The organism is Streptomyces sp. NPDC002125, assembly GCF_053593715.1.
The window spans coordinates 108,777-128,582 of record NZ_JBSFDD010000004.1; the positions used below are offsets into that span (position 1 = coordinate 108,777).

Genomic DNA, 19,806 nt, shown 5'->3' on the forward strand with positions numbered 1-19,806 from the left:
AAAGCTGGGCTCGACCCCAATCGGGCCCGGCCCCAACGGACTTGATCCGGGCTCGGAACCGAACCGGTTCACCGTTGAACCGGCTCGGACGCGGGCCCGGGCTCGCTCAGCTGCCCTCTCGCCAGGCCCGCCACAGCCGGGCGTACCGGCCTCCCAGAGCCACCAGCTCGTCGTGCGTGCCCTGTTCCACCACGCGTCCCGCGTCGAGCACAGCGATCCGGTCCGCGGCCATCGCCTGGGTCAGGCGGTGCGCCACGAACAGCGTGGTCCTGCCGGAACACGCGGCCAGTACGGACTTCTCCAGTTCGGCGGCGCCCTCGCTGCCCGCCTCCGCGGTCGACTCGTCGAGCACCACCACCGGTGCCCGGGTCAGCACCAGCCGGGCCAGGGCGATCTGGGCCACCTTCGTGACGTCCAGGCGTTCGCCGCCCTCACCGACCAGGGTGCCGAGGCCGTCGGGCAGTGCCTCGACCCAGCCGTCGGCGCCGACGGTGCGGAGCGCGTCGGCCAGTTCGGCGTCGGTCGCTCCCGGGGCGGCCAGACGCAGGTCGTCGGCGAGCGGACCGGAGAACACGTGCGTCTCCTGCGTCAGGATGCTCACCAGGGCCCGGGCGCCGGCCTCGTCCAGTGCGGAGAGTTCGTGCGGCCCGATGCGCACCGAGCCGGTCTGAGGGGTCCCGATGCCCGCGATCAGCGCGGCCAGGGTCGACTTGCCCGCGCCGGTGGCCCCGACGAGGGCGAGCGAACCGCCGGCCGGGATCGTCAGGCTGACGTCCCGCAGGACCGGCTCGTCGGAGCCCGGATAGGTGAAGGTCAGCCCTTCGACCTCCACCGGATGGGGCACGGCGTCGGCACGCGCCACGGAGGCGTCTCCCACGAGCCGGTCCTCCGCCTCCTCCCCCAGCACCCCGACGAGCCGGGTGAGGCTCGCGCCCGACTTCTGCGCCTCGTCGAAGGTGAACATGATGGCGCCGAGCGGGGTGAACAGCCGGTGGAACATGAGCGGGGCCGCCGACACCTCGCCGAGCGTGGCGGCATCGGCCTCCAGCAGGGCGTACCCCACGACGAGGATCAGGACCAGCCCGATGAACTCGGCGCGGTTCTCCCTGCCGACGAACCGGCCGAAGATCCGGAAGACGTCGATCCCGAGCTCGCGCACCCGCCACGACTTGGCGGTGACCTTCTCCCGGAACGCGTCCTCCAGCCGGTAGGCCCGGACGGTCTCTATACCGTTCAGACCGCTGATCAGCGACTGCGCCCGCTCGGCCTGCGCGGCCCGCTGCTTCTGGTAGAGCGGGGCGGACCGGGGCAGGTACCAGCGCAGCGCCAGGGCGTACGCGGGCAGCGCGCCGGCCCCTGCCAGACCGAGCCGCCAGTCCAGTCCGAACATCCCGATCGTGGCAATGGCGACGAGCACGCCCGCCGAGAACACCGTGGGGATCGCCGTACGGATGCCCCGTGACAGCACGGCCACGTCGTCGCCGACCCGGGAGAGCACATCGCCCCGGCCGACCTGTTCGACCCGTGCGCTCGGCATCCCCAGGACCGCCCTGACGGCGCCTTCACGGAGCTGTGCGAGCAGATCCGCGCCCAGCCGTCCGATCAGATACGTCGACACCGCGGTGACCGCCGCGCCGAGCAGCGCGGCGGCCCCCATCAGGATCCCGATCGTGACCAGGACCGAACGCCCTTCGCCGTCGACCACCCCGTCGACCACCCGGCCGAGGAGCAGCACCGGGAGCACCTGGAGCCCCGCCCCGGCCACCGTGCTGAGCACGGTGGCCGCGGTCAGCCACGGCACTTCGCGGCAGCGGGCCGCGACCCATCGGGTGGACTCGCCTCCGGCCGCCGTGTGCAGGGTGGCCGGGGCGACGCGCGTGTCGGTGCCGCTCACTCAGGTACCGGTCCGGTCCTGCGAAGGGACGGGGGGATCCGCGTCACTGGTCGACCGACTTGACGAGCTCGTCGATGGCGTAGGGCAGGGAGAGCAGGGTGCCCTGGGACATGGCCGCGCCGACGGCAGGGCCCTCGCTGTCCAGGAGGTAGGAGACCTTGCCCTCCTTGGCGGCGGGGAGGTTGGCGAAGAGCTCGAACTTCTTCAGCGCCTCCTGGTCCGCCTTGTCGTTGATGACGAAGATGCGGTCGACGTCGATCAGGTCCATGCGCTCGGGGGAGAGCTGGGTGTAGAACTTGCCGTCCGCGATCTCGTCGATCTTCGTGTTGCCCTTGAAGCCGATGCCGGTCACCAGCCGTCCGCGCACATCGGTGGTGGTGAAGGGGGCGACCTTGTCCTCGTACCAGGACAGCGCGACGGCGGTCTGGTCCGCGAACTCCGGGTGCGCCTCGGCGGCGGCGTCCAGCTTCTCCTGGATGCCCGCGACCAGCGCGGTGCCCTCCTTCTCCTTGCCGAGCGCCTTGGCGATGTGTACCGCGTTCTCCTGCCAGGGGGCGCTGAAGAGTTCCTTCTCGGTCTTGGTGCGGCCCACCGTCGGGGCGATCTTCGACAGCTTGTCGTAGGCGGCCTTGTCGATCTCGGAGTAGACCGCGATGATCAGGTCGGGCCGCAGGGAGGCGATCTTCTCGAAGTTGGGGCCGGAGTCGCCGTTGCTCATGACGACCTCGGGCTTGGTGTCACCCCACTTGTCCTTCACCCAGGGCCACTGGGTGTTGATGTCGGGGGACGTACCCGCGGGGTTCGGGTACTGGTCGACCATGCCGACCGGCTTGATGCCCAGCGCCAGGATGGCCTGGTCGTCGGTGTAGCCGACGGAGACGACCCGCTGGGGGGCCTTGGTGACCTCGGTGGATCCGAACGCGTGCTCCACGGTGACCGGGAAGGCGCCGGCGTCCCCGGCCGCCGCCGTCGCCTTGTCGCTCGTCCCGTCCGCCGTGTCGGACCCGCATCCCGCGAGGAGGCCGACGCCGAGCGTCACGGCCGACACCGTCGCCGCCACTCGCCGCCATGGCTTCAGAAACGTCGTTCTGTGGAAAAGCATTCGGATTCCCCTGCTTTCGCGCTGTCCGCTACGCCCCGACCGAGGCAGCCAAACACTACCCATACGAGATGAGGTTAGCCTAGCCTAACTTTGCCAATTTCCCGCAGGAAACGACTAGTTGATCTGGACGTGCGTGCGGCCTATCGGAACGATGAGCGGACGGCCGCCGACCGGGTCGTCGATCACCTTGGCCCGCAGCCCGAACGCCTCGTCGAGCAGTTCGGCGGTGATCACGTCGCACGGGTGCCCCTGCGCCAGGATCTCCCCCGCCCGCATGACGACGAGGTTGTCGCTGTAGCGGGTGGCCAGATTGAGGTCGTGGAGCACCATGACCACGGTGCGGCCCGACTCGTGCAGGTCGTCCACCAGGTCGAGTACGTCGACGGCGTGCGCCAGGTCCAGATAGGTGGTGGGCTCGTCCAGCAGCAGCAGATCGGTGCCCTGAGCCAGCGTCATCGATATCCAGACGCGCTGGCGCTGGCCGCCGGAGAGCGAGTCGACCGGGCGGCCGGCCAGTTCGGAGACCCCGGTCATGGCCAGCGCGCGTTCCACGACGGACGCGTCGTCCGACGACCACTGCCGCAGCCAGCTCTGGTGCGGATGGCGTCCTCTGGCGACCAGGTCGGCCACCGTCAGCCCCTCCGGGGCGACCGGGGCCTGCGGGAGGAGCCCGAGCTTCTTCGCCACCTCCCTGGTCCTGAGCGTGGCGATGTCCTGGCCGTCCAGGACGACACTGCCGTCCGTCGGCTTGAGCAGCCGGGTCAGGGTGCGCAACAGGGTCGATTTGCCGCAGCCGTTGGGGCCGATGATCGTGGTGATCAGGCCCGACGGGATCACCACGTCGAGTCCGTCGATGACGGTCCGGCCGCCGTAGCCGACCGTGACCCCTCTCGCCGCCAGCCGCGGGACGTCGTCGACCGCGGTATCGGTCTTGGTCGTGCGCTGAGCCGCCACAGGCCCCCCTTGTCCGGGTCGTCCGATCGAGTTGTTCATCTGAGGTTCGCCCGCACCAGCAGATATACAAGGAAGGGGCCGCCGACGGCCGCGGTCACCACGCCGACCGGAAGGGTGATCGGCAGCGCCGTGCGCGCGATCAGGTCCGCACCGATCAGCAGCAGCGCACCCGTCAGCCCGGAGGCCACCATGGGCGGCGTGGGGAACCTCGCCAGGCGCATCGCGACCTGCGGCGCCACCAGCGCGACGAACGGCACGGGCCCCGCCACGCTCACCGCGGCGCCGGCCAGCAGCACCGCGCAGAGCAGCAGGACCGCCCGCACCCTGGAGTACCGCACACCCAGCCCGGCGGCGACCTCGTCGCCCAGGTGCAGCGGCTTGAACTGGAAGGCGGCGCACGCCACGGCCACCATGAGGGCGAGCGCGCACCAGGCGGCAAGCCGCACCTCGTCCCACGACCGGTTGTCCAGTGAACCGACCAGCCACGCCTGGGCCCGCGCCACGTCCCTGATGTCCGCCGTGCTCAGGAGCCAGGTCGTGATCGCCTCCATCACGGCGCTCACCGAGATGCCGATGAGGATGAGCCGGAAGCCGTCGATCCCGCGCCGCCACGCCAGGAAGTACACCAGCAGCCCCGTGCCGAGACCGCCGGCGAGAGCCGCGGCGGAGAGTCCCACGGTGCTGACGACCGCGGCCGCGGTGCCACCGGTCACCGTCACCAGCAACACCGCGACCGCGCTCGCTCCCCCGGTGATCCCCAGGATGTCCGGGCTGGCCAGCGGGTTGCGCGCGACGGACTGCGTGATGGCCCCGGAGACCCCCAGCGCGATCCCCACGACCAGCCCGGCCAGAGCGCGCGGCATCCGCAGATCCATGATCACGAACTCGTCGACCTGCTCACCGCGGCCCACGATCGTGGCCATCACCCGGGACAGGCCGATGGGAAAGTCCCCCACCCCGATCGACAGGCAGAACACCAGGAAGACCGCCGCCGACAGCAGCAGCGTGACGAGGACGAGCCAGGGCCGCCACACGAACGACACCTGCCCGAGCCGCACGCCCGGCGTCACCGGCCGCTTCGGGTCCGCCGGTCGCTTCACCTCTGTCGCGTTCATGCGCTCCTGAACTTTCCACGCCACACCAGAACCGCGAAGAACGGGGCGCCCAGCAGGGAGACGACGACCCCCGCGTCCAACTCGCCCGGCCGCACCACCACACGGCCCACGATGTCGCAGACCAGGAGGAGCACCGCACCGAGCAGGCCCGCGTAGGGCACCAGCCAGCGGTAGTCCGGCCCGGTCAGATACCGGGCCACGTGCGCGACCATGAGCCCGAGGAACGCGATGGGGCCGCACGCCGCCGTCGCCGCGCCGGCCAGCAGGGTGATGGCGACGATGCCGACGGTCCGGCTGAAGGCGATGTTCACACCCAGACCGCGCGCCACGTCGTCACCCAGATTGAGCAGGTTCAGGGACGGAAGCATGGTCAGGGCCAGCACGACCCCGGCCACGATGAAGGCCGTCAGCGGCCAGATGACGTCGAAGCCGGCTCCTGCCACGGAGCCCGAGTTCCAGAAGCGCAGCGCGTTCAGCGACTTCTGGTTGGACAGCGCGACGGCCATCGTCATCGCCGCGAGGAACACGGTGACCCCCTGCCCGGCCAGCGCCAGCGTCAGGGGGTTGCCCGCGCCCCGGCCGATGCTCGACAGTCCGAACACGATGACACCGGCGGCGGCCGCGCCCAGGAAGGCGAACCAGACGTACTGGAACGGGTCGGTGAACCCGAACACGGCGATCACCGACACCACGCTGAAGGATGCGCCGGCGTTCACACCCAGCAGGCCCGTGTCCGCGATCGGGTTGCGGGTGTACCCCTGGATCAGGGACCCGCCGATCCCCAGGGCGATGCCCGCCACGATCGCGAGCACGGTCCTGGGCACCCGTACCGTCTGCACGATGAGCCGGATCTCGGTGAGGCCCGCGTCGTCGCCGGGGGCCGCGAACAGGCCCTGCCACACCTCCGCGGGGCTCAGCGAACGGGCGCCGACGGCCAGGGACACGGCCGCGGCGGTCACGAGGACCGCGACGAGCATGCCCAGTCCGCCGACCCGGCGCCGACGGGCCTCCGTCGCGCCCCGGGGCACGGGACGCTCCACTGCAGTCGTGCTCATGTCGACGTACGATATCCCTTTGATCTTCCCGGTAAGCACGGGGAGTTGGGCTGATCGCCCGGTGGGCCCGGGGGCCCGTGACCTCATGTGTGGTGCCCCGTCGCGAAGCACCGCACGCCCCCGGTACGGACCGGGGGCGTGGTGGCGGGTCCGCGGAGGACGCTAGTCCGCCGCACCGGCCTGGTCCGCGACGAGCCTGGCTTCGTCGGAGGCGGCCTTCACTCCCCGGTCGAGCAGCGAGTCGAGTATCTCCCCGACCCTGATCGCGGTGTTGGACAGCAGGGCCGAGGTGATGCCGTGCGTGTGCTCCGTACCGCCCTGGAGGTAGATCCCGCAGCGCAGTTCGGGGTCGGTGGCGATGCGGTAGTCGCGCTCGACGCGCACGCGCCCCTCCTCGTCGCGGAGGCAGTGGTCCGCGACATCACCCAGCAGTCCGAGCGGGTCGACGGGGCTGTATCCCGTGGCGAAGACCACGACGTCGGAGTCCAGGAGGGTCTCCTCGCCCGTCACCAGGGACCTCACCGTGGCCCGGACCTTGCCGGGCGTCTCCTCGACACCGACGAGCCGGGACACGTTCAGGAAGCGCAGCCGCTCGGTACCGAGCACCTTCTCCTGGTACATCTGCCGGTACAGGTCGTCGATCAGGTCGATGTCCACCACGGAGTAGTTGGTGTTCCCGTGGTAGTCCATCAGCCGGCGCTTGACGTCCTCGGGCGCGGCGAAGTACTCGTCGACCGCGTCGGGGTCGAAGATGCGGTTGGCGAAGCTGCTGTCGTCGGCCGGGCTGTAGCCGTAACGGGAGAAGACGGCGCAGACCTCGGCCTTGGGGAAACGGCGGTGCAGATAGGCGACGTTCTCGGCGGCGCTCTGCCCGGCACCGACGACGACGAACCTCTCGGGCGCGGCGGCCTCCCCCAGCTCCTCGACCTTCGCGAGGAGTTCGGAGTTGTGCCAGACCCGGTCGCCGCGCTCCACCCCCTCGGGCATGAGCGGCCGCAGCCCGGTCCCGATGAGCACGTTGCGGGCCCGGTGGACCACGAGCCCCTCGCCCGAACGGACCGTCACATCCAGGTGCTCCACCTCTCCGTCGCGGAGCACGGGAGTGACCCCGACGACCTCATGGCCGTAGGACACCATGTCGTCGACCTTGGCCGCGGCCCACTCGAAGTAGTCGTGGAACTCCACCCGCAGGGGGAAGAGGTTCTTGTGGTTGATGAAGTCGACCAGCCTGTCCTTGCTCTTCAGATAGCAGAGGAAGCTGAATTCGCTGGTCGGGTTCCGGAGCGTGACCAGGTCCTTGAGGAAGGACACCTGCATCGTCGCGTCGTCGATCAGCATCCCGCGGTGCCAGCCGAAGCGCGGCTGCTGCTCGAAGAAGTGGGCGCTGACCGTCCCCTGTGCGCCGGCGCCGGCGTTGTGCTCGCTCAACGCGATCGCCATGGCCACATTGGAGGGGCCGAAGCCGATTCCAATGAGGTCGTGGACCTGTGGTGCGTCGCCAGGCAGGACCTGAGACATGTCACTCCCATCGTGCGGGCAAGCCGCCTATCAGGCGTGGGGAAGTTGAAGGGCGGGGCACTCCGACGGAATGGCCCGCTTGAACTTAGGTGAGCCTAAGCTCATCTCCCGAAGCTGTCGATAGGGCAAATCGGACCACCGGGAGCCAACCCGGCCGTCAACTGCCCTGGCATGGCATCCCGTTGCAAAGTTAGGTGAGCCTCGCTTTACTGAGCATCGGTCATTCCCTGTGCTGAGGAGGAACCCCATGCGGGTCGTCATGTTCGGTTACCAGACCTGGGGGCACCGCACCCTTCAAGCCCTCCTGGACTCCGAGCACGACGTGGTGCTGGTGGTGACGCATCCCAAGAGCGATCACGCGTACGAGAAGATCTGGAGCGACTCCGTCGCGGATCTGGCCGAGGAGCACGAGGTGCCGGTGCTGATCCGCAACCGCCCCGACGACGAGGAACTGTTCGAGCGGCTGCGGGAGGCCGATCCGGACATCATCGTGGCGAACAACTGGCGGACATGGATCCCGCCGCGCATCTTCCGGCTCCCGCGCCACGGCACACTGAACGTCCACGACTCACTGCTGCCGAAGTACGCGGGATTCTCCCCGCTGATCTGGGCCCTCATCAACGGCGAGTCCGAAGTGGGCGTCACCGCGCACATGATGAACGACGAGCTCGACGCCGGTGACATCGTCCGGCAGGAGGCGGTGCCGGTCGGCCCGAGGGACACCACCACCGACCTCTTCCACAAGACCGTCGACCTCATCGGCCCCGTCACCATCGGCGCTCTCGACCTGATCGCGTCCGGGCAGACGGAGTTCACCCGCCAGGACCGCTCGCAGGCGAGCTTCTTCCACAAGCGGTCCGCCGAGGACGTCCGCATCGACTGGGGCTGGCCCGCCGAGGACCTCGAACGCCTGGTCCGGGCCCAGTCCGAGCCTTACCCCAGCGCCTTCACCTTCCACAAGGGCAAGCGCCTCGAAGTCCTCGCCGCGGTGGTGTCCGAGGGCCGGTACGGGGGGACGCCGGGACGCATCTTCTACCGCGAGGGCGAAGGCGTGGTGATCGTCGCGGGCTCCGACGCCCGCACCGGCCGCAACCGCGGCCTGGCCATCACACGCGTACGCACCGAGGACGGCCGGGAACTGCCCGCGGCGGAGTACTTCGCCACCATGGGCGGCTATCTGACCGGCCGCCCCTGACACGCGGCGCCCGTCTCACCGGCCGCCCCTGACACGCGGCGCCCGTCTCACCGGCCGCCCCTGACACCGCGGCCCACCGGAACAGCGGTGCGGCGGTCCCGTCCCCTGTATGACCGCCGCACAGGTCGACATTCGGGAACATCCGCGAGCTGGGTGACCGACGTACGGCGATGCCGTCGGCGGTGTCGACGAGCGCGACGCAGGAGACGAGCGGGCCCGCCTTCTCCCCCGCGACGAGATCGAGGCCGGTGGAGATCCAGGAGGCGGCCCGGCCGGGCGGCCAGCCGTGCGGCGAAACCTCCCGGAGAGGGGCTGAGCGGCCGCTCGCCGCCCCGCGCCTGGAATCTCGTCACACGATGAAGAAGATCACAGTGGGCGGCCCACCCCGGGTGCCGGAGCGCGGCATCGGGCTAACTCCAGTCGGCAGGCGCCGAGTTGACCCGCCACCTCCACCGCGCTCGGGAGGATCGCCGCCCGCCGCTCCGAAGGTGCCCCCGAAAAAAAGGTAGGGCAGCGTTCAACCAAAGGATTAGGTCAGGCTAACCTAATCCACATGAGAGCTGGTGAGAGCACTACCAGGGCTGTGGACACCCCTGTGACTGCCGTCGGGCCGCGTACCGGGCATGGTCTGTCCGCCGACGGGGTGACCGTGGCGTACGGCCGCGTCGACGTCGTGCACGAGGCGGCCATCAGCCTGCGGCCCGCCGAGGTGACCGCCCTGGTGGGCCCCAACGGCAGCGGGAAGTCGACGCTGTTGCGCACGCTCGCCCGGTTGCAGGCCCCGCGTGCCGGCTCGCTCACCGTGGACGGGGGCCCGGACGGGACCACGGACGGCTTCGCGCTCGGCGCACGCGAGTTCGCGCGCCGCGTCGCGCTCCTGACGCAGTCCAGGTCGACGCCGGGCGGACTCACCGTCCGCGACGTGGTCGACTTCGGCCGCTACCCCTACCGGGGGCGCTGGGGCCGTCCCGATCCCCGTGGCACCGCCGCGGTGGACCGGGCGCTCGGCCTCACCGGTGTCGGCGACCTCGCCGACCGGGGCGTCGAACAGCTCTCCGGCGGACAGCTCCAGCGCGTGTGGCTGGCGAGCTGCCTCGCGCAGGAGACGGGTGTCCTGCTCCTCGACGAGCCCACCACCTACCTCGATCTCCGCTACCAGGTCGAACTGCTCGACCTGATACGCGATCTGGCCGACGACCACGGGATCGCCGTGGGCGTCGTCCTCCACGACCTCGACCAGGCCGCGGCCGTCGCCGACCGTGTCGCGCTGCTGCACGCGGGACGCATCGTCGCCGACGGCGCGCCCGAGGACGTGTTCACTCCGGAACTGCTGTCCGACGTCTACGGCATCCGCATCGACGTCGGCACCGATCCTTCGACAGGGCGGCTGCGCACCCGCGCGATCGGCCGCCACCACTCCAGATCCGAAAGGCTCAGCACCTCCTCATGAGACGCCACCTCCTCGCCACGGCCACCGTCGCCGTCGCCGCCCTCTCCCTGGCCGCCTGCGGAACGACCGAGCCGTCCTCCGACGACGCCGCCGCCTCCGCCAAGCCCGCCGGGAAGATCACCCTCACCGACGCCAAGGGCACGAAGGTGACCCTTGACGGCCCCGCGACGAAGGTCGTCGCCACCGAGTGGAACGTGGTCGAGGACCTGGTCGCCCTCGGAGTCGCTCCCGTCGGTGTCGCGGACGTGAAGGGCTACACCGCGTGGAACACCGCGGCCCCGCTCACCGGAAGCCCCAAGGACATCGGCACCCGCGGGGAGCCGAGCATCGACACCGTCGCGGCCCTCGCCCCCGACCTCGTCGTCGCCACCAGCGACCTCGCGCCGGCCGTGGTGAAGCAGCTCCGCAAGGTCGCCCCCGTCCTGGAGGTGACGTCCGCCGACGGCGCCGACCAGATCGGCACCATGACGGAGGGCCTCGACCTCATCGCGAAGGCCACCGGCAAGGAGACCGAGGCGGACGCCCTCAAGAAGGACTTCGAGACGAGTCTCGCCGAAGGCAAGAAGGCTCTGGAGGACGCCGGTCTCGGCGGCGCCGAGATCGCCTCCGCCGACGGCTACGAGGCGTCGAACCAGGTCTCCATCCGTGCCTACACCGGCACCTCCCTCCTGGGCGCCGTCAACGAGAAGCTCGGCCTGAAGAACGCCTGGAAGGTCAAGGGCGACGAGAGCTACGGCCTCGCCACCACCGACGTCGAGGGCCTCACCGGCCTCGGCGACGTCCAGTTCGCCTACGTCGCCAACGACGTCGACGGTGACACGTTCACCGGTCCGCTCGCGAAGAACGCCGTGTGGAAGTCGCTGCCCTTCGTGAAGGACGGCAACGTGCACCGGCTGCCCGACGGCGTCTGGATGTTCGGTGGTCCCCGCTCGATGGAGGCGTACATCGACTCCCTCGTCACCGCGCTGACGAAGTAGCGCGCCGTGGCCGTCATCGACAAGACCGCGGTCGGCCGTGACCGCACCGCCGCGGCCACGACGGGCGCGGTCGCCGTGACGGCCACGCTCGTGCTGCTGGTCGCGGTCCTCGCAGCCGTCGACATCACCCAGGGCACCGCCGACGTCGGCGCGGCGGAGGTCTGGAACGCGCTCACCGGGAACGCCGAAGCGGGGGACGCCTCCGTCGTCGTCGCCTCCCGGCTGCCGAGGATGGTCGCCGCCGTCCTCGTCGGACTGGCGCTCGGTATGGCCGGCTCCGCCCTCCAGGCGGTCAGCCGGAACGTGCTGGCGGCACCGGACACCCTCGCCGTCAACGCCGGCTCCTATCTGGCGCTCGGCGTGCTCGCCGTCACCGGCACCACCCTTCCGCTCCTCGCCTCCTCCGGCGCCGCGTTCATCGGCGGACTCGCGGCAGCGGCCGTCGTGCTCGGGCTGTCCGGGCTCGGCAAGGGAACCGTCCGGCTGGTCCTCGCGGGCACTGCGCTCGCGCTGGGGCTGAACGCCGTCACCGACGCGCTGCTGCTCCTGTTCCCCCAGCAGACCGAGGGTCTGTACCGGTGGAACCAGGGCAGCATCGGCCAGAACGGCTTCGACGGCGTCCTCCAGATGGCCCCGGTCGTCGCCGTCGGCCTGGCCGGGCTGCTGCTCGTCGCCCGCCGCGTCGACGCCCTGGCCCTCGGCGACGACGCGGCCCGTGGACTCGGCGTGCCCGTCCGCGGGACCCGGATCACCACCGTCGTGCTCGCGACGCTGCTCTCGGCCGCGGCCGTCACGCTCGCCGGGCCGATCGGCTTCGTCGGTCTCTGCGCGCCCGCGCTCGTGCGGCCCCTGGGCCGCCGCTTCCGGGGGCTCGTACGCTCCCGGGTGAGCATGCCCGTGGCGGGGCTCGTCGGTGCGGCCCTCGTGCTCGGCTCGGACGTGCTGCTGCGTGCGATCGTGCCCTCCGACACCGCTGTCGAGGTGCCGACCGGCGTCGTGACGACCGTCGTCGGCGGGGTGTTCCTCGTCGTGATGGCGCTGCGCACCCGGGACACGGCCTCGGCCGAGGCGCCGGACAGGCTGCGGATACCGAGCCGCGCGGCGTTCCTCGTCACCGTGGCCGTGCTCGTGGCCGCCGTCGTGGCCGTCATGTTCTCGGCCGTGCTCCTCGGCGACGCGAAACTGCTGCTCGGCGACGTGGTGAACTGGGCGCAGGGCACGTCCGGACGGATCGTCACCTTCGTGCTGGACACCCGGGTTCCCCGGGTGACGGCCGCTCTCCTCGCGGGCGCCGCGCTCGCGCTGTCCGGCACCCTGGTCCAGGCCGTGACCCGCAACCCCCTCGCGGAACCGGGCATCCTTGGCGTCTCGGGGGGCGCCGGTCTCGGCGCCGTCCTCCTGGTCACCACCGCGGCCTCGCCCGGCTCGTGGGAGATCGCGGGAGCGGCGTTCGGCGGGGCGGCGGTCACCGCGACGTTCGTGTTCGGGCTGGCCGCCCGGGGCGGCTTCCGGCAGAACAGGCTGGTCCTGCTCGGTGTCGGGGTGTCCTCCGCGGCGGCGGCGCTGATCAGCCTGGTCATCGTGCTCAGCGACCCGTTCGACACGACGAAGGCCCTCACCTGGCTGTCCGGATCGACGTACGGGCGCACCATGCCCGATGCGGTGCCGGTGGCCGTCGTGCTCGCCGTCGGGGTCGTCGTGGCGGTGGTACGCCGCCGGGAGCTGGACCTCGTCGCGCTCGACGAGGACACCCCGAGGCTCCTCGGCCTCGGTCTCCCCCGGGCCCGTCTCGGCTTCCTCGTGGTGTCCGTCCTGCTGGCGGCCACCGCCGTGGCGGCCGCGGGGACGATCGCCTTCGTCGGCCTGGTCGCCCCGCACGCCGCGCGGGCCCTGGTCGGCCGGCGGCACGTACGGGTGGTCCCGGTCGCCGTCCTGCTGGGGGCGCTCCTGGTCTGCCTCGCGGACCTGGCGGGGCGCACCGTGATCGCCCCGGCGCAGCTCGGCGCCGGCCTGATGACGGCCGTGATCGGTGCTCCGTACTTCGTCTACCTGCTGGTCCGCACACGGCGCTGAACCGGACCGCACCGCAGGCCCCCGGCCGACCTCCTGTCGGCCGGGGGCCCGTCGCGTTTCCACGCGTTCCTCCCGCCGGTCACACGGTGCCGTTCACCCGAGGTGGTGTTCGGTGAACGGCGGTGTGCGGACCTCCCGCCGGGGAGGGGCTGTCACCCGGCTCGGCGGGGGAACGTATTTTGGGCGGCAGCCCGGCAGGGCGTCGCAGGCGAGGAGGGGGACATGGGCGTACAGGACACACAGGACACGGCCAGGAGACTGCGGGCGATCGTCGATGAGCTGTCGGACCGCTTCTACGAACGGGCCGACGTGGTGCGGACGCTGGTGGTCACACTGCTGGCCGGGCAGCACTCCCTGATGCTCGGCCCGCCGGGAACGGCGAAGTCGGAACTGGCCAGAGAGCTCACAGGCCGGGTCGAGGGCGCGGCCTACTGGGAGATCCTCCTGTCGAAGTTCACGGCGCCGACGCGGATGTTCGGGCCCGTCGACGTCGCCGCACTGGCCCGGGGCGAGTACCGCCAGGTGTACGAAGGCCGTGCCACGACCGCGCACATCGCGTTCATCGACGAGATATTCAAGTGCTCCACGGCGGCGCTCAACGAGACCCTGGGCTTTCTCAACGAACGGATCTACCACCCGGAGAGCGGCGGCGAACCGGTCCGCTGTCCCCTGATCGGCGCCATCACGGCGAGCAACGAACTGCCCGCCGGAGAGGACACGGCCGCGATCTACGACCGGCTGCTGGTGCGGATCGAGGTCGGCTATCTGGAGGACCCGTCGAACTTCGCCGCACTGGTCCGCTCCGCCGTGAGCCGTCCGGCGGCGCCGGTACGGACGACGGTCGAGCTGTCCGCGTTGCGGCACGCCGTGAGCGAAGCCGTCCCGGCCGTGGCCGTCCCCGACGCGATCGTGGACGCGGTGTGCACGCTGCGGGCCGCCCTGCGCCGCAAGGAACTCGTCGCGTCCGACCGCCGCTGGCGGCAGGCGGTGGGGCTGCTCCAGGCATCCGCGTACCTCGACGGCCGACCGGCGGTCGCCGAGACCGACCTGTCGGTGCTGACCCATGTGCTGTGGGACTCCCCCGCCCAACGCCCGATCGTGGAGCGGGAGGTGCTGCATCTGGTCAACCCGGACGCCAAGGAGGCGCTCGACCTGGCCGACGTCATCGACGATCTGGAGGCCCAGCTCGACGCCATGGCCGGACAGTCGCGCGAGGCGCTGAGCGACTGGGTCATCAGGAAGGCCCACAACAAGCTGGCCATGGCGGGCAAGCGGCTGGAGAAGCTGCGCGAGGAGGCGGCGGGCGCCGGCCGCTCCACCACCACCATCGACCGGGTCACCGGCCGCCAGCGCGCCGTCCGCGCCCGCGTCCTCACCGAGGCCCTCGGTATGGACGCGAGCATGGTGCAGGCGCAGCTCTGAACCCGGGGACGATCAGGACCATGGACACGACACCGAACAAGCTCGACGGTCTGGCGAGCCTCGCGGGCAGATGGCTGGGGCTCTCGTCCGCCGCTCGCCAGGCGCACAGCGGGGCCTTGGTCGCGGACCGGTTCGACCGGCTCACCTGGCTCGATACGTACGCGCAGTCGGCCGGACTCCGGGAGCTGGCCGAGGAACTGAGCCGCCGTCACGAGGGCACAGCCGACCTCCTGACCGATGTGTTCCTGGCCGCCTACCAGGCCGGTCCCCGGCTGCGCGAGCGCGAGGAGATGACGCCCTCACGCCTGGTCAACCACCAGGTGGTCAGCGCCCTGATGGAGTCGCCGGAGTACGCCGGGTTGCACCGGGAGACGGCCAGAGACCCCTACGCCGCCGCCATGGCCGTGCTCGCCCAGGCCTCCGCGCTACGCGAGATGCTGGACCGCTCCCGCGAGGCCGGCGAGCGGGCAAAGCAGGCGGCGAGGTCCCGGCAGGACGCGGAAGCCGCGCCGGCCGCCGTGAGCGACGCTCTTCGGCGGGCCGCCGACGAGGCCGACGACGACGGCACCGTGCCGGACCCGGCAGCCGACGCCGTGCACCGGGCGGTGGAGGCGGCCGAGGCAGCCGGGCGGCAGGCAGCCCTGGACGCCGCGCAGGCCCTGGCGGCGGCGGTCCCCGGCATCGGCTCCGCCGCACGGAGCGGGGTGGTGAAGGCCGCCGATGCCACGCGGAAGGAGGCCGCGCTGATGCGGGCCTGGGGTGTCGGTCCCGGCGAGCTGGAGCGGATGCCGTTCGACCGGCGCGCCCGGCTCGCCGAGCGGCTGCGCGACGGCCGGCTCTCGCAGTGGGCCGAACTGATCGGCCGCTTCCGGCAGATGGCCGCCGGTGAGCGGGCCCGCAGGGTGGAGAACACCACCGGGGAGCTGGTCGGGGTGACGCTCGGCGACGACCTGTCCCGGGTGATCCCCTCCGAGCTGGCCGGCCTCGGCGTGCCGGCGCTGCGCGCGGTGTTCGCCGCGCGCTACGCCGCAGGGGAGCTGATGCTCTACGACAGCCAGGGCGAGCAGACCACCGGCCGGGGCGCGATCATCGCGTGCGTGGACACCTCGCACTCCATGTACGCGGCGGGGCCCGGAGGGGTGACCCGGGAGGCATGGGCCAAGGCGTGCGCCCTGGCTTTGCTGGACCAGGCCCGTCACGCCGAACGCGACTTCGTCGGCATCCTGTTCTCCGCGGCCGACAAGATCCAGGTCTTCCGCTTCCCGGCCGGGCAGCCCGCCGGGATCGACCGGGTCCTCGACTTCGCGGAGACCTTCCTCGGCGGCGGCACCAGCTATCAGACACCGCTGTCGGCCGCCGGCGAGCTGCTGGAGGCGGAGTTCGACGACGCCGCCCGCGCACGCGGCGACATCGTGATGATCACCGACGACGAATGCGGCGTCACCGAGGAGTGGATGCGCGGCTGGAACGACTCCAAGCGCCGGCTCGGCTTCCGGGTCTTCGGCGTGACGGTCGGCGCCCCCGGCGCCGCCGCGGCGGGCTCGGTCCTGGAAGCCCTGTGCGACAACCTTCGCTCCGTCGAGGACTTCACCGACGTCCACGTGGCGGCCGACCTGTTCCGTGTGATCTGACCCTGTCCGGACACACGAACTCGCCGTCCCGGGCGCCGAGTCGGTGACCCTCGGAGGGCATCCCCCGAGGGCAACCGGAAGCGGCTCTGCTCACAGCGCCTCCGTACACTGCCGGTCATGGCATGCCGCATCAGCGAACTGGTCATCGACGCCGCCGACCCCGAACGGCTCGCCGCGTTCTGGAGCGAGGTCCTCGGTTATGTCGAGCTCGACCGGGAGGACGACGGCAGCATCGAGATCGGGCCGCCCGGCGCGGGCTTCGGCGGTCCGCAGCCCACCCTCGTCCTCAGTCCCAGCAGCGGCCCCCGGGGCGGAAAGCTCCCGCTGCACCTCGACGTGAGCGCCACCGACCGCGACCAGGACGCCGAGCTGGAGCGGCTGCTCGCCCTCGGCGCCAGGCCGGCCGACGTCGGCCAGAGCGGCACCGAGAGCTGGCATGTCCTGGCCGATCCGGAGGGCAACGAGTTCTGCCTCCTGCGCACCAGGATCCGGCCGGTCTGACCGGGGCGATCCTGGACGCCCTCGATACGGACAGCCTCGGTCCATCCGGCCAGGTCGACCTCGGCCGGCCCGGGACCCGGTCCACCGCCGCGGCTCCCGCTCCGTGCCGGGAGCCGCCCGGCTCCGCCACGGCCTGCTGCGCTGAACGGGCGCCGGTCCGCCGGCCGTGTCCGCCCCTACTTCGTCCCGAGGTAGTAGCTGACCTGCGGCGGCTGGTTGTACCCGGTGTTCTGCGAGGCGACACCCAGCCGGTAGACCGGGTCGTGCATCAGGGTGGGCAGCCGGAACTCGGTCGGGTACGGAGTGCTGTAGAGGCGCAGCGCCGTGGAGTCGTCGTTGCGCCAGATCATCTCCTCACGCCAGTCGCCCAGGAGATCGGCGGAGAGCGTCGGGTTGCCCTTGGTCCAGTTGTCGGAGCGGGCGGCCTGGTCGTACCAGATGCGGCTGAGCTCGGTGGAGCCGGTGTACTTGAGGATCTGGCCGTAGCCGGAACCCGCCGTGCCCGACCAGCGGTGGTCCAGCAGCTCCCGGTTGGCGTCGCCGTCCCACCAGATCGCCGAGTTGTAGGAGGCGGCGCCGCTGAACGTCGGTACGGCGGTGCTGATCGCCGTGCCGTCGGCGGCGTACAGTCCTCCGCCGCTCGACCAGCACTCGGCGCCCGCGTACGCGTTGGTGAGGTCGGCGCAGATGCCCCGGCCGACATCGGTTCCGATCCTAGCTCCCCAGAGGATCTCACCGGTCCGAGCGTCGTGCATCTCGAAGCCGTAGGCGGAGTCGGTGTGCTCGTGGACGTTGAACGACTCCAGCCCCGGGCGGGCGGGGTTCAGGTCCCCGACGTGCAGCGCGTCGCCGTGCCCGAGCTTGGTGGTCCACAGGCCGCTGCCGTTGTCGTCCACGGCCATCGCACCGTAGACGATCTCGTCGCGGCCGTCGGCGTCCACGTCGGCGACGGCCAGATTGTGGTTGCCCTGCTGGTCGTAGCCCTTGCCCACGTTGGTGGACGAGTTGGTGTCGAACTTCCAGCGGCGCACGAGGTCGGTGCCGTTCCAGTCCCAGGCGGCGATCGCGATCCGTTCGTAGATCCCCCGGCTGAAGATCATGCTGGGTGTGGACCCGTTGACGTAGGCGGTGGCGGACAGCAGCCGGCCCTCGCGGTTCCCCCAGGTGTCGCCCCAGTCGGAGACGGACCCGCGCGCCGGTTCGAAGGGGACGGAGTCCATGACGCGGCCGGTCCGGCCGTCGAAGACCGAGAGGAACTCGGGGCCGCTGAGCACCGCGCAGTTCTCGGCCAGGTGCGAGGCGGTCGCGCTGCCGATGACCGTGCCGCCGGAGTCCTTCGAGCCGTCGGAGGTGCGGACGGCCATCTCGGCCCTGCCGTCGCCGTCGTAGTCGTACACCTGGAACGAGTCGTAGTGCGAGCCGCTGCGCACGTTGGTGCCCAGGTTCACGCGCCAGAGCCGGGTGCCGTCGAGCTCGTACGCGTCGAAGACCGTCGGGCCGGTACAGGTGCCGGAGTTGGCGACGTCGGTGGCGTTCGACGGCACCCACTTGAGGACGAGTTCGTACTGCCCGTCCCCGTCAAGGTCGGCCGCCGAGGCGTCGTTGGCCGAGTAGGTGTAGGCGACCCCGTCGCGAGTGGTGCCGCCCGCCGGTTTCTGCAAGGGGATGTCCCGTCGTCCTGCGGACCAGACCGCCGTCTTCTCCCCCGGCTGTTCGATGCCGTTCACAACCGCCCGGATCTCGTACGTGGACGAGGAACTCCCGCCGGTGTCGAGGAAGTTGGTCTTGGTCGTTGTGGAGACCAGCATGGTGCCCCGGTAGAGCTTGAAGGAGACGGTGGAGGGGTCGTCGCCGAGCATCCGCCAGGTGACCAGGGTTCCGCCGCTCGCGGGCACGGCGACCAGCCCCCGGTCGAGCCGCTCCGCGACACGCGCGGCGGCCAGAGCGCTCACGGTGCCGGCGGCGGCCGGGGACGCCTGTTCCTCGGCGGCCCCGGCCGTCTGCTGGAAAACGCCTCCGGTCGCGGCGAGCGCTGCGGCGAGGAGCGCGCCGGCCGGCTTGGCAAAGGAGCGGGATCGGAACATCGGGCGACCTCTTGTGGGGGTGGGGTGAGGATCTGACGTCCTGTGGGTCGTCACCGGTGCCCAGGAGGTTGCCGGTGCCCTCAACCTCCCTTGTGCAGCCGGTCCTCGATCAGCGCCGCCTCCCCCGCGGTGAGCGCCTCGCCCGCGATGGTGACGCCCAGTGCCGTGGCCAGTGTCCGCCAGTGGATGTCGATGGCGGACTCGACCAGGGTCGCGAACTCGTCGAGGGCGAGCCGGGCCCGGCGCCAGGCGACCAGTTCCGTGACCGCGCCGATGAGGAGGGCGGGCCACCAGCACAGCCCGACGAGGACGTACCAGACCGCCCAGCCGGCCAGGACACCCGCCTCGTCGAAACGGGCACGGGCATGGCGCACGGGGGCGTGGACCTCTTCCGGGACGAGCAGCCAGATCCGGGGCCAGAGCAGCGTCGCGCTCAGCCTGTACTGACCGCGGACTCTGGCCTCGGTCAGGCGGACGCGGTCGCTCATCCAGGTCGGCCGCTGCGGCAGATACGCGCGCACGGGTTCGATGCCCTGGCGGCTCGCCGCGGCCAGCGCCCGGTGGTGCCTGGACCACCGGCGGGGGCCGAGCCGCACCGACGGGGGCAGCAGACGCCGCTCGCGCAGCCAGAAGCGCTGGACGAGCGTGCCGGTTCCACGGGCGGCGACGCCCAGGAGTCCGGCCGCCGAGGCGGCGAGGGCCAGCTCGACCACGCAGCGGACGGGGTGGCCCCGGAGCCGGGCCCAGTTCCGCTCGGCGGCGGCGACCAGGACGTCGGAGTCCAGCGCCGAGCACATCTCCGTACTCGCCACGCTGGCTTCCGACTGGCGTGACC

Annotated in this window: 15 protein-coding genes and 1 pseudogene; 7 read left to right on the forward strand and 9 right to left on the reverse strand. The window is 71.4% G+C overall.

The genetic code is table 11. The features are described 5' to 3' along the window. Positions 1-106: 106 nt before the first annotated feature. The 6 genes from ACWCQM_RS08810 to ACWCQM_RS08835 all read right to left on the reverse strand — a co-directional run bounded on the left by ACWCQM_RS08810 (position 107) and on the right by ACWCQM_RS08835 (position 7,638). Positions 107-1,894 (reverse strand): ABC transporter ATP-binding protein, encoded by a 1,788-nt coding sequence (locus ACWCQM_RS08810; RefSeq protein WP_450914585.1) that lies wholly within the window; start codon positions 1,892-1,894, stop codon positions 107-109. Between the two features lie 43 nt (positions 1,895-1,937). Next, on the reverse strand, positions 1,938-2,996 hold the full coding sequence (locus ACWCQM_RS08815) for an iron-siderophore ABC transporter substrate-binding protein (protein WP_450914586.1): 1,059 nt from the start codon (positions 2,994-2,996) through the stop codon (positions 1,938-1,940). Between the two features lie 114 nt (positions 2,997-3,110). Then, positions 3,111-3,950: an ABC transporter ATP-binding protein gene (locus tag ACWCQM_RS08820; protein ID WP_450914587.1), complete on the reverse strand. Its 840-nt coding sequence runs from the start codon at positions 3,948-3,950 to the stop codon at positions 3,111-3,113. Between the two features lie 35 nt (positions 3,951-3,985). Beyond that, positions 3,986-5,065, reverse strand: a complete 1,080-nt coding sequence (locus ACWCQM_RS08825; RefSeq protein ID WP_450914588.1) for a FecCD family ABC transporter permease — start codon at positions 5,063-5,065, stop codon at positions 3,986-3,988. After that, positions 5,062-6,120 carry a FecCD family ABC transporter permease gene (locus ACWCQM_RS08830; protein WP_450914589.1) on the reverse strand — a complete coding sequence of 353 codons (1,059 nt, stop codon included), beginning with the start codon at positions 6,118-6,120 and terminating at the stop codon, positions 5,062-5,064. Before ACWCQM_RS08830 ends, ACWCQM_RS08825 begins: the two co-directional genes overlap by 4 nt. 162 nt (positions 6,121-6,282) lie before the next feature. Continuing rightward, the gene (locus tag ACWCQM_RS08835) at positions 6,283-7,638 is read right to left on the reverse strand and encodes a lysine N(6)-hydroxylase/L-ornithine N(5)-oxygenase family protein (protein WP_450914590.1); all 1,356 of its coding nucleotides are present in this window, start codon (positions 7,636-7,638) and stop codon (positions 6,283-6,285) included. 247 nt (positions 7,639-7,885) lie between these two features. Here ACWCQM_RS08835 and ACWCQM_RS08840 point away from each other — a divergent pair, with 247 nt between their 5' ends. Next, positions 7,886-8,833 carry a methionyl-tRNA formyltransferase gene (locus ACWCQM_RS08840; protein WP_450914591.1) on the forward strand — a complete coding sequence of 316 codons (948 nt, stop codon included), beginning with the start codon at positions 7,886-7,888 and terminating at the stop codon, positions 8,831-8,833. Here ACWCQM_RS08840 and ACWCQM_RS08845 read toward each other — a convergent pair. Continuing rightward, a pseudogene (locus ACWCQM_RS08845) lies at positions 8,745-9,110 on the reverse strand (hypothetical protein); the annotation flags it as partial. The gene ACWCQM_RS08840 and the pseudogene ACWCQM_RS08845 sit on opposite strands and share 89 nt — an antisense overlap. Before the next feature lie 276 nt (positions 9,111-9,386). Here ACWCQM_RS08845 and ACWCQM_RS08850 point away from each other — a divergent pair. The 6 genes from ACWCQM_RS08850 (at position 9,387) to ACWCQM_RS08875 (ending at position 16,887) form a co-directional block, all read left to right on the forward strand. Further along, entirely contained in the window at positions 9,387-10,283 is an 897-nt protein-coding gene (locus ACWCQM_RS08850; RefSeq protein ID WP_450914592.1) for an ABC transporter ATP-binding protein, read from the forward strand. Continuing rightward, positions 10,280-11,260: an ABC transporter substrate-binding protein gene (locus tag ACWCQM_RS08855; protein WP_450914593.1), complete on the forward strand. Its 981-nt coding sequence runs from the start codon at positions 10,280-10,282 to the stop codon at positions 11,258-11,260. Before ACWCQM_RS08850 ends, ACWCQM_RS08855 begins: the two co-directional genes overlap by 4 nt. A gap of 6 nt (positions 11,261-11,266) precedes the next feature. Continuing rightward, positions 11,267-13,333: an iron ABC transporter permease gene (locus ACWCQM_RS08860; RefSeq protein ID WP_450914594.1), complete on the forward strand. Its 2,067-nt coding sequence runs from the start codon at positions 11,267-11,269 to the stop codon at positions 13,331-13,333. Positions 13,334-13,555: 222 nt separating this feature from the next. Beyond that, entirely contained in the window at positions 13,556-14,755 is a 1,200-nt protein-coding gene (locus ACWCQM_RS08865) for an AAA family ATPase (protein WP_450914595.1), read from the forward strand. 20 nt (positions 14,756-14,775) lie between these two features. Beyond that, positions 14,776-16,386: a VWA domain-containing protein gene (locus tag ACWCQM_RS08870; RefSeq protein WP_450914596.1), complete on the forward strand. Its 1,611-nt coding sequence runs from the start codon at positions 14,776-14,778 to the stop codon at positions 16,384-16,386. 117 nt (positions 16,387-16,503) lie between these two features. After that, positions 16,504-16,887: a VOC family protein gene (locus ACWCQM_RS08875; protein WP_450914597.1), complete on the forward strand. Its 384-nt coding sequence runs from the start codon at positions 16,504-16,506 to the stop codon at positions 16,885-16,887. A gap of 176 nt (positions 16,888-17,063) precedes the next feature. Here ACWCQM_RS08875 and ACWCQM_RS08880 read toward each other — a convergent pair whose 3' ends face one another. Both ACWCQM_RS08880 and ACWCQM_RS08885 read right to left on the reverse strand, forming a co-directional pair. Then, positions 17,064-18,971 carry a rhamnogalacturonan lyase gene (locus ACWCQM_RS08880; RefSeq protein ID WP_450914598.1) on the reverse strand — a complete coding sequence of 636 codons (1,908 nt, stop codon included), beginning with the start codon at positions 18,969-18,971 and terminating at the stop codon, positions 17,064-17,066. Positions 18,972-19,051: 80 nt separating this feature from the next. Next, a complete protein-coding gene (locus ACWCQM_RS08885) occupies positions 19,052-19,783 on the reverse strand; it encodes a hypothetical protein (protein WP_450914599.1) in 732 nt (243 codons plus the stop codon). Positions 19,784-19,806 lie beyond the last annotated feature (23 nt).

Excerpts from the sequence above, each read along its gene's own strand:
- ACWCQM_RS08825 (WP_450914588.1), bottom strand. The coding sequence starts at position 5,065 with ATGAACGCGACAGAGGTGAAGCGACCGGCGGACCCGAAGCGGCCGGTG.
- ACWCQM_RS08875 (WP_450914597.1), top strand. The coding sequence starts at position 16,504 with ATGGCATGCCGCATCAGCGAACTGGTCATCGACGCCGCCGACCCCGAA.
- ACWCQM_RS08855 (WP_450914593.1), top strand. The coding sequence starts at position 10,280 with ATGAGACGCCACCTCCTCGCCACGGCCACCGTCGCCGTCGCCGCCCTC.
- ACWCQM_RS08830 (WP_450914589.1), bottom strand. The coding sequence starts at position 6,120 with ATGAGCACGACTGCAGTGGAGCGTCCCGTGCCCCGGGGCGCGACGGAG.
- ACWCQM_RS08865 (WP_450914595.1), top strand. The coding sequence starts at position 13,556 with ATGGGCGTACAGGACACACAGGACACGGCCAGGAGACTGCGGGCGATC.
- ACWCQM_RS08815 (WP_450914586.1), bottom strand. The coding sequence starts at position 2,996 with ATGCTTTTCCACAGAACGACGTTTCTGAAGCCATGGCGGCGAGTGGCG.
- ACWCQM_RS08835 (WP_450914590.1), bottom strand. The coding sequence starts at position 7,638 with ATGTCTCAGGTCCTGCCTGGCGACGCACCACAGGTCCACGACCTCATT.
- ACWCQM_RS08870 (WP_450914596.1), top strand. The coding sequence starts at position 14,776 with ATGGACACGACACCGAACAAGCTCGACGGTCTGGCGAGCCTCGCGGGC.
- ACWCQM_RS08850 (WP_450914592.1), top strand. The coding sequence starts at position 9,387 with ATGAGAGCTGGTGAGAGCACTACCAGGGCTGTGGACACCCCTGTGACT.
- ACWCQM_RS08840 (WP_450914591.1), top strand. The coding sequence starts at position 7,886 with ATGCGGGTCGTCATGTTCGGTTACCAGACCTGGGGGCACCGCACCCTT.
- ACWCQM_RS08880 (WP_450914598.1), bottom strand. The coding sequence starts at position 18,971 with ATGTTCCGATCCCGCTCCTTTGCCAAGCCGGCCGGCGCGCTCCTCGCC.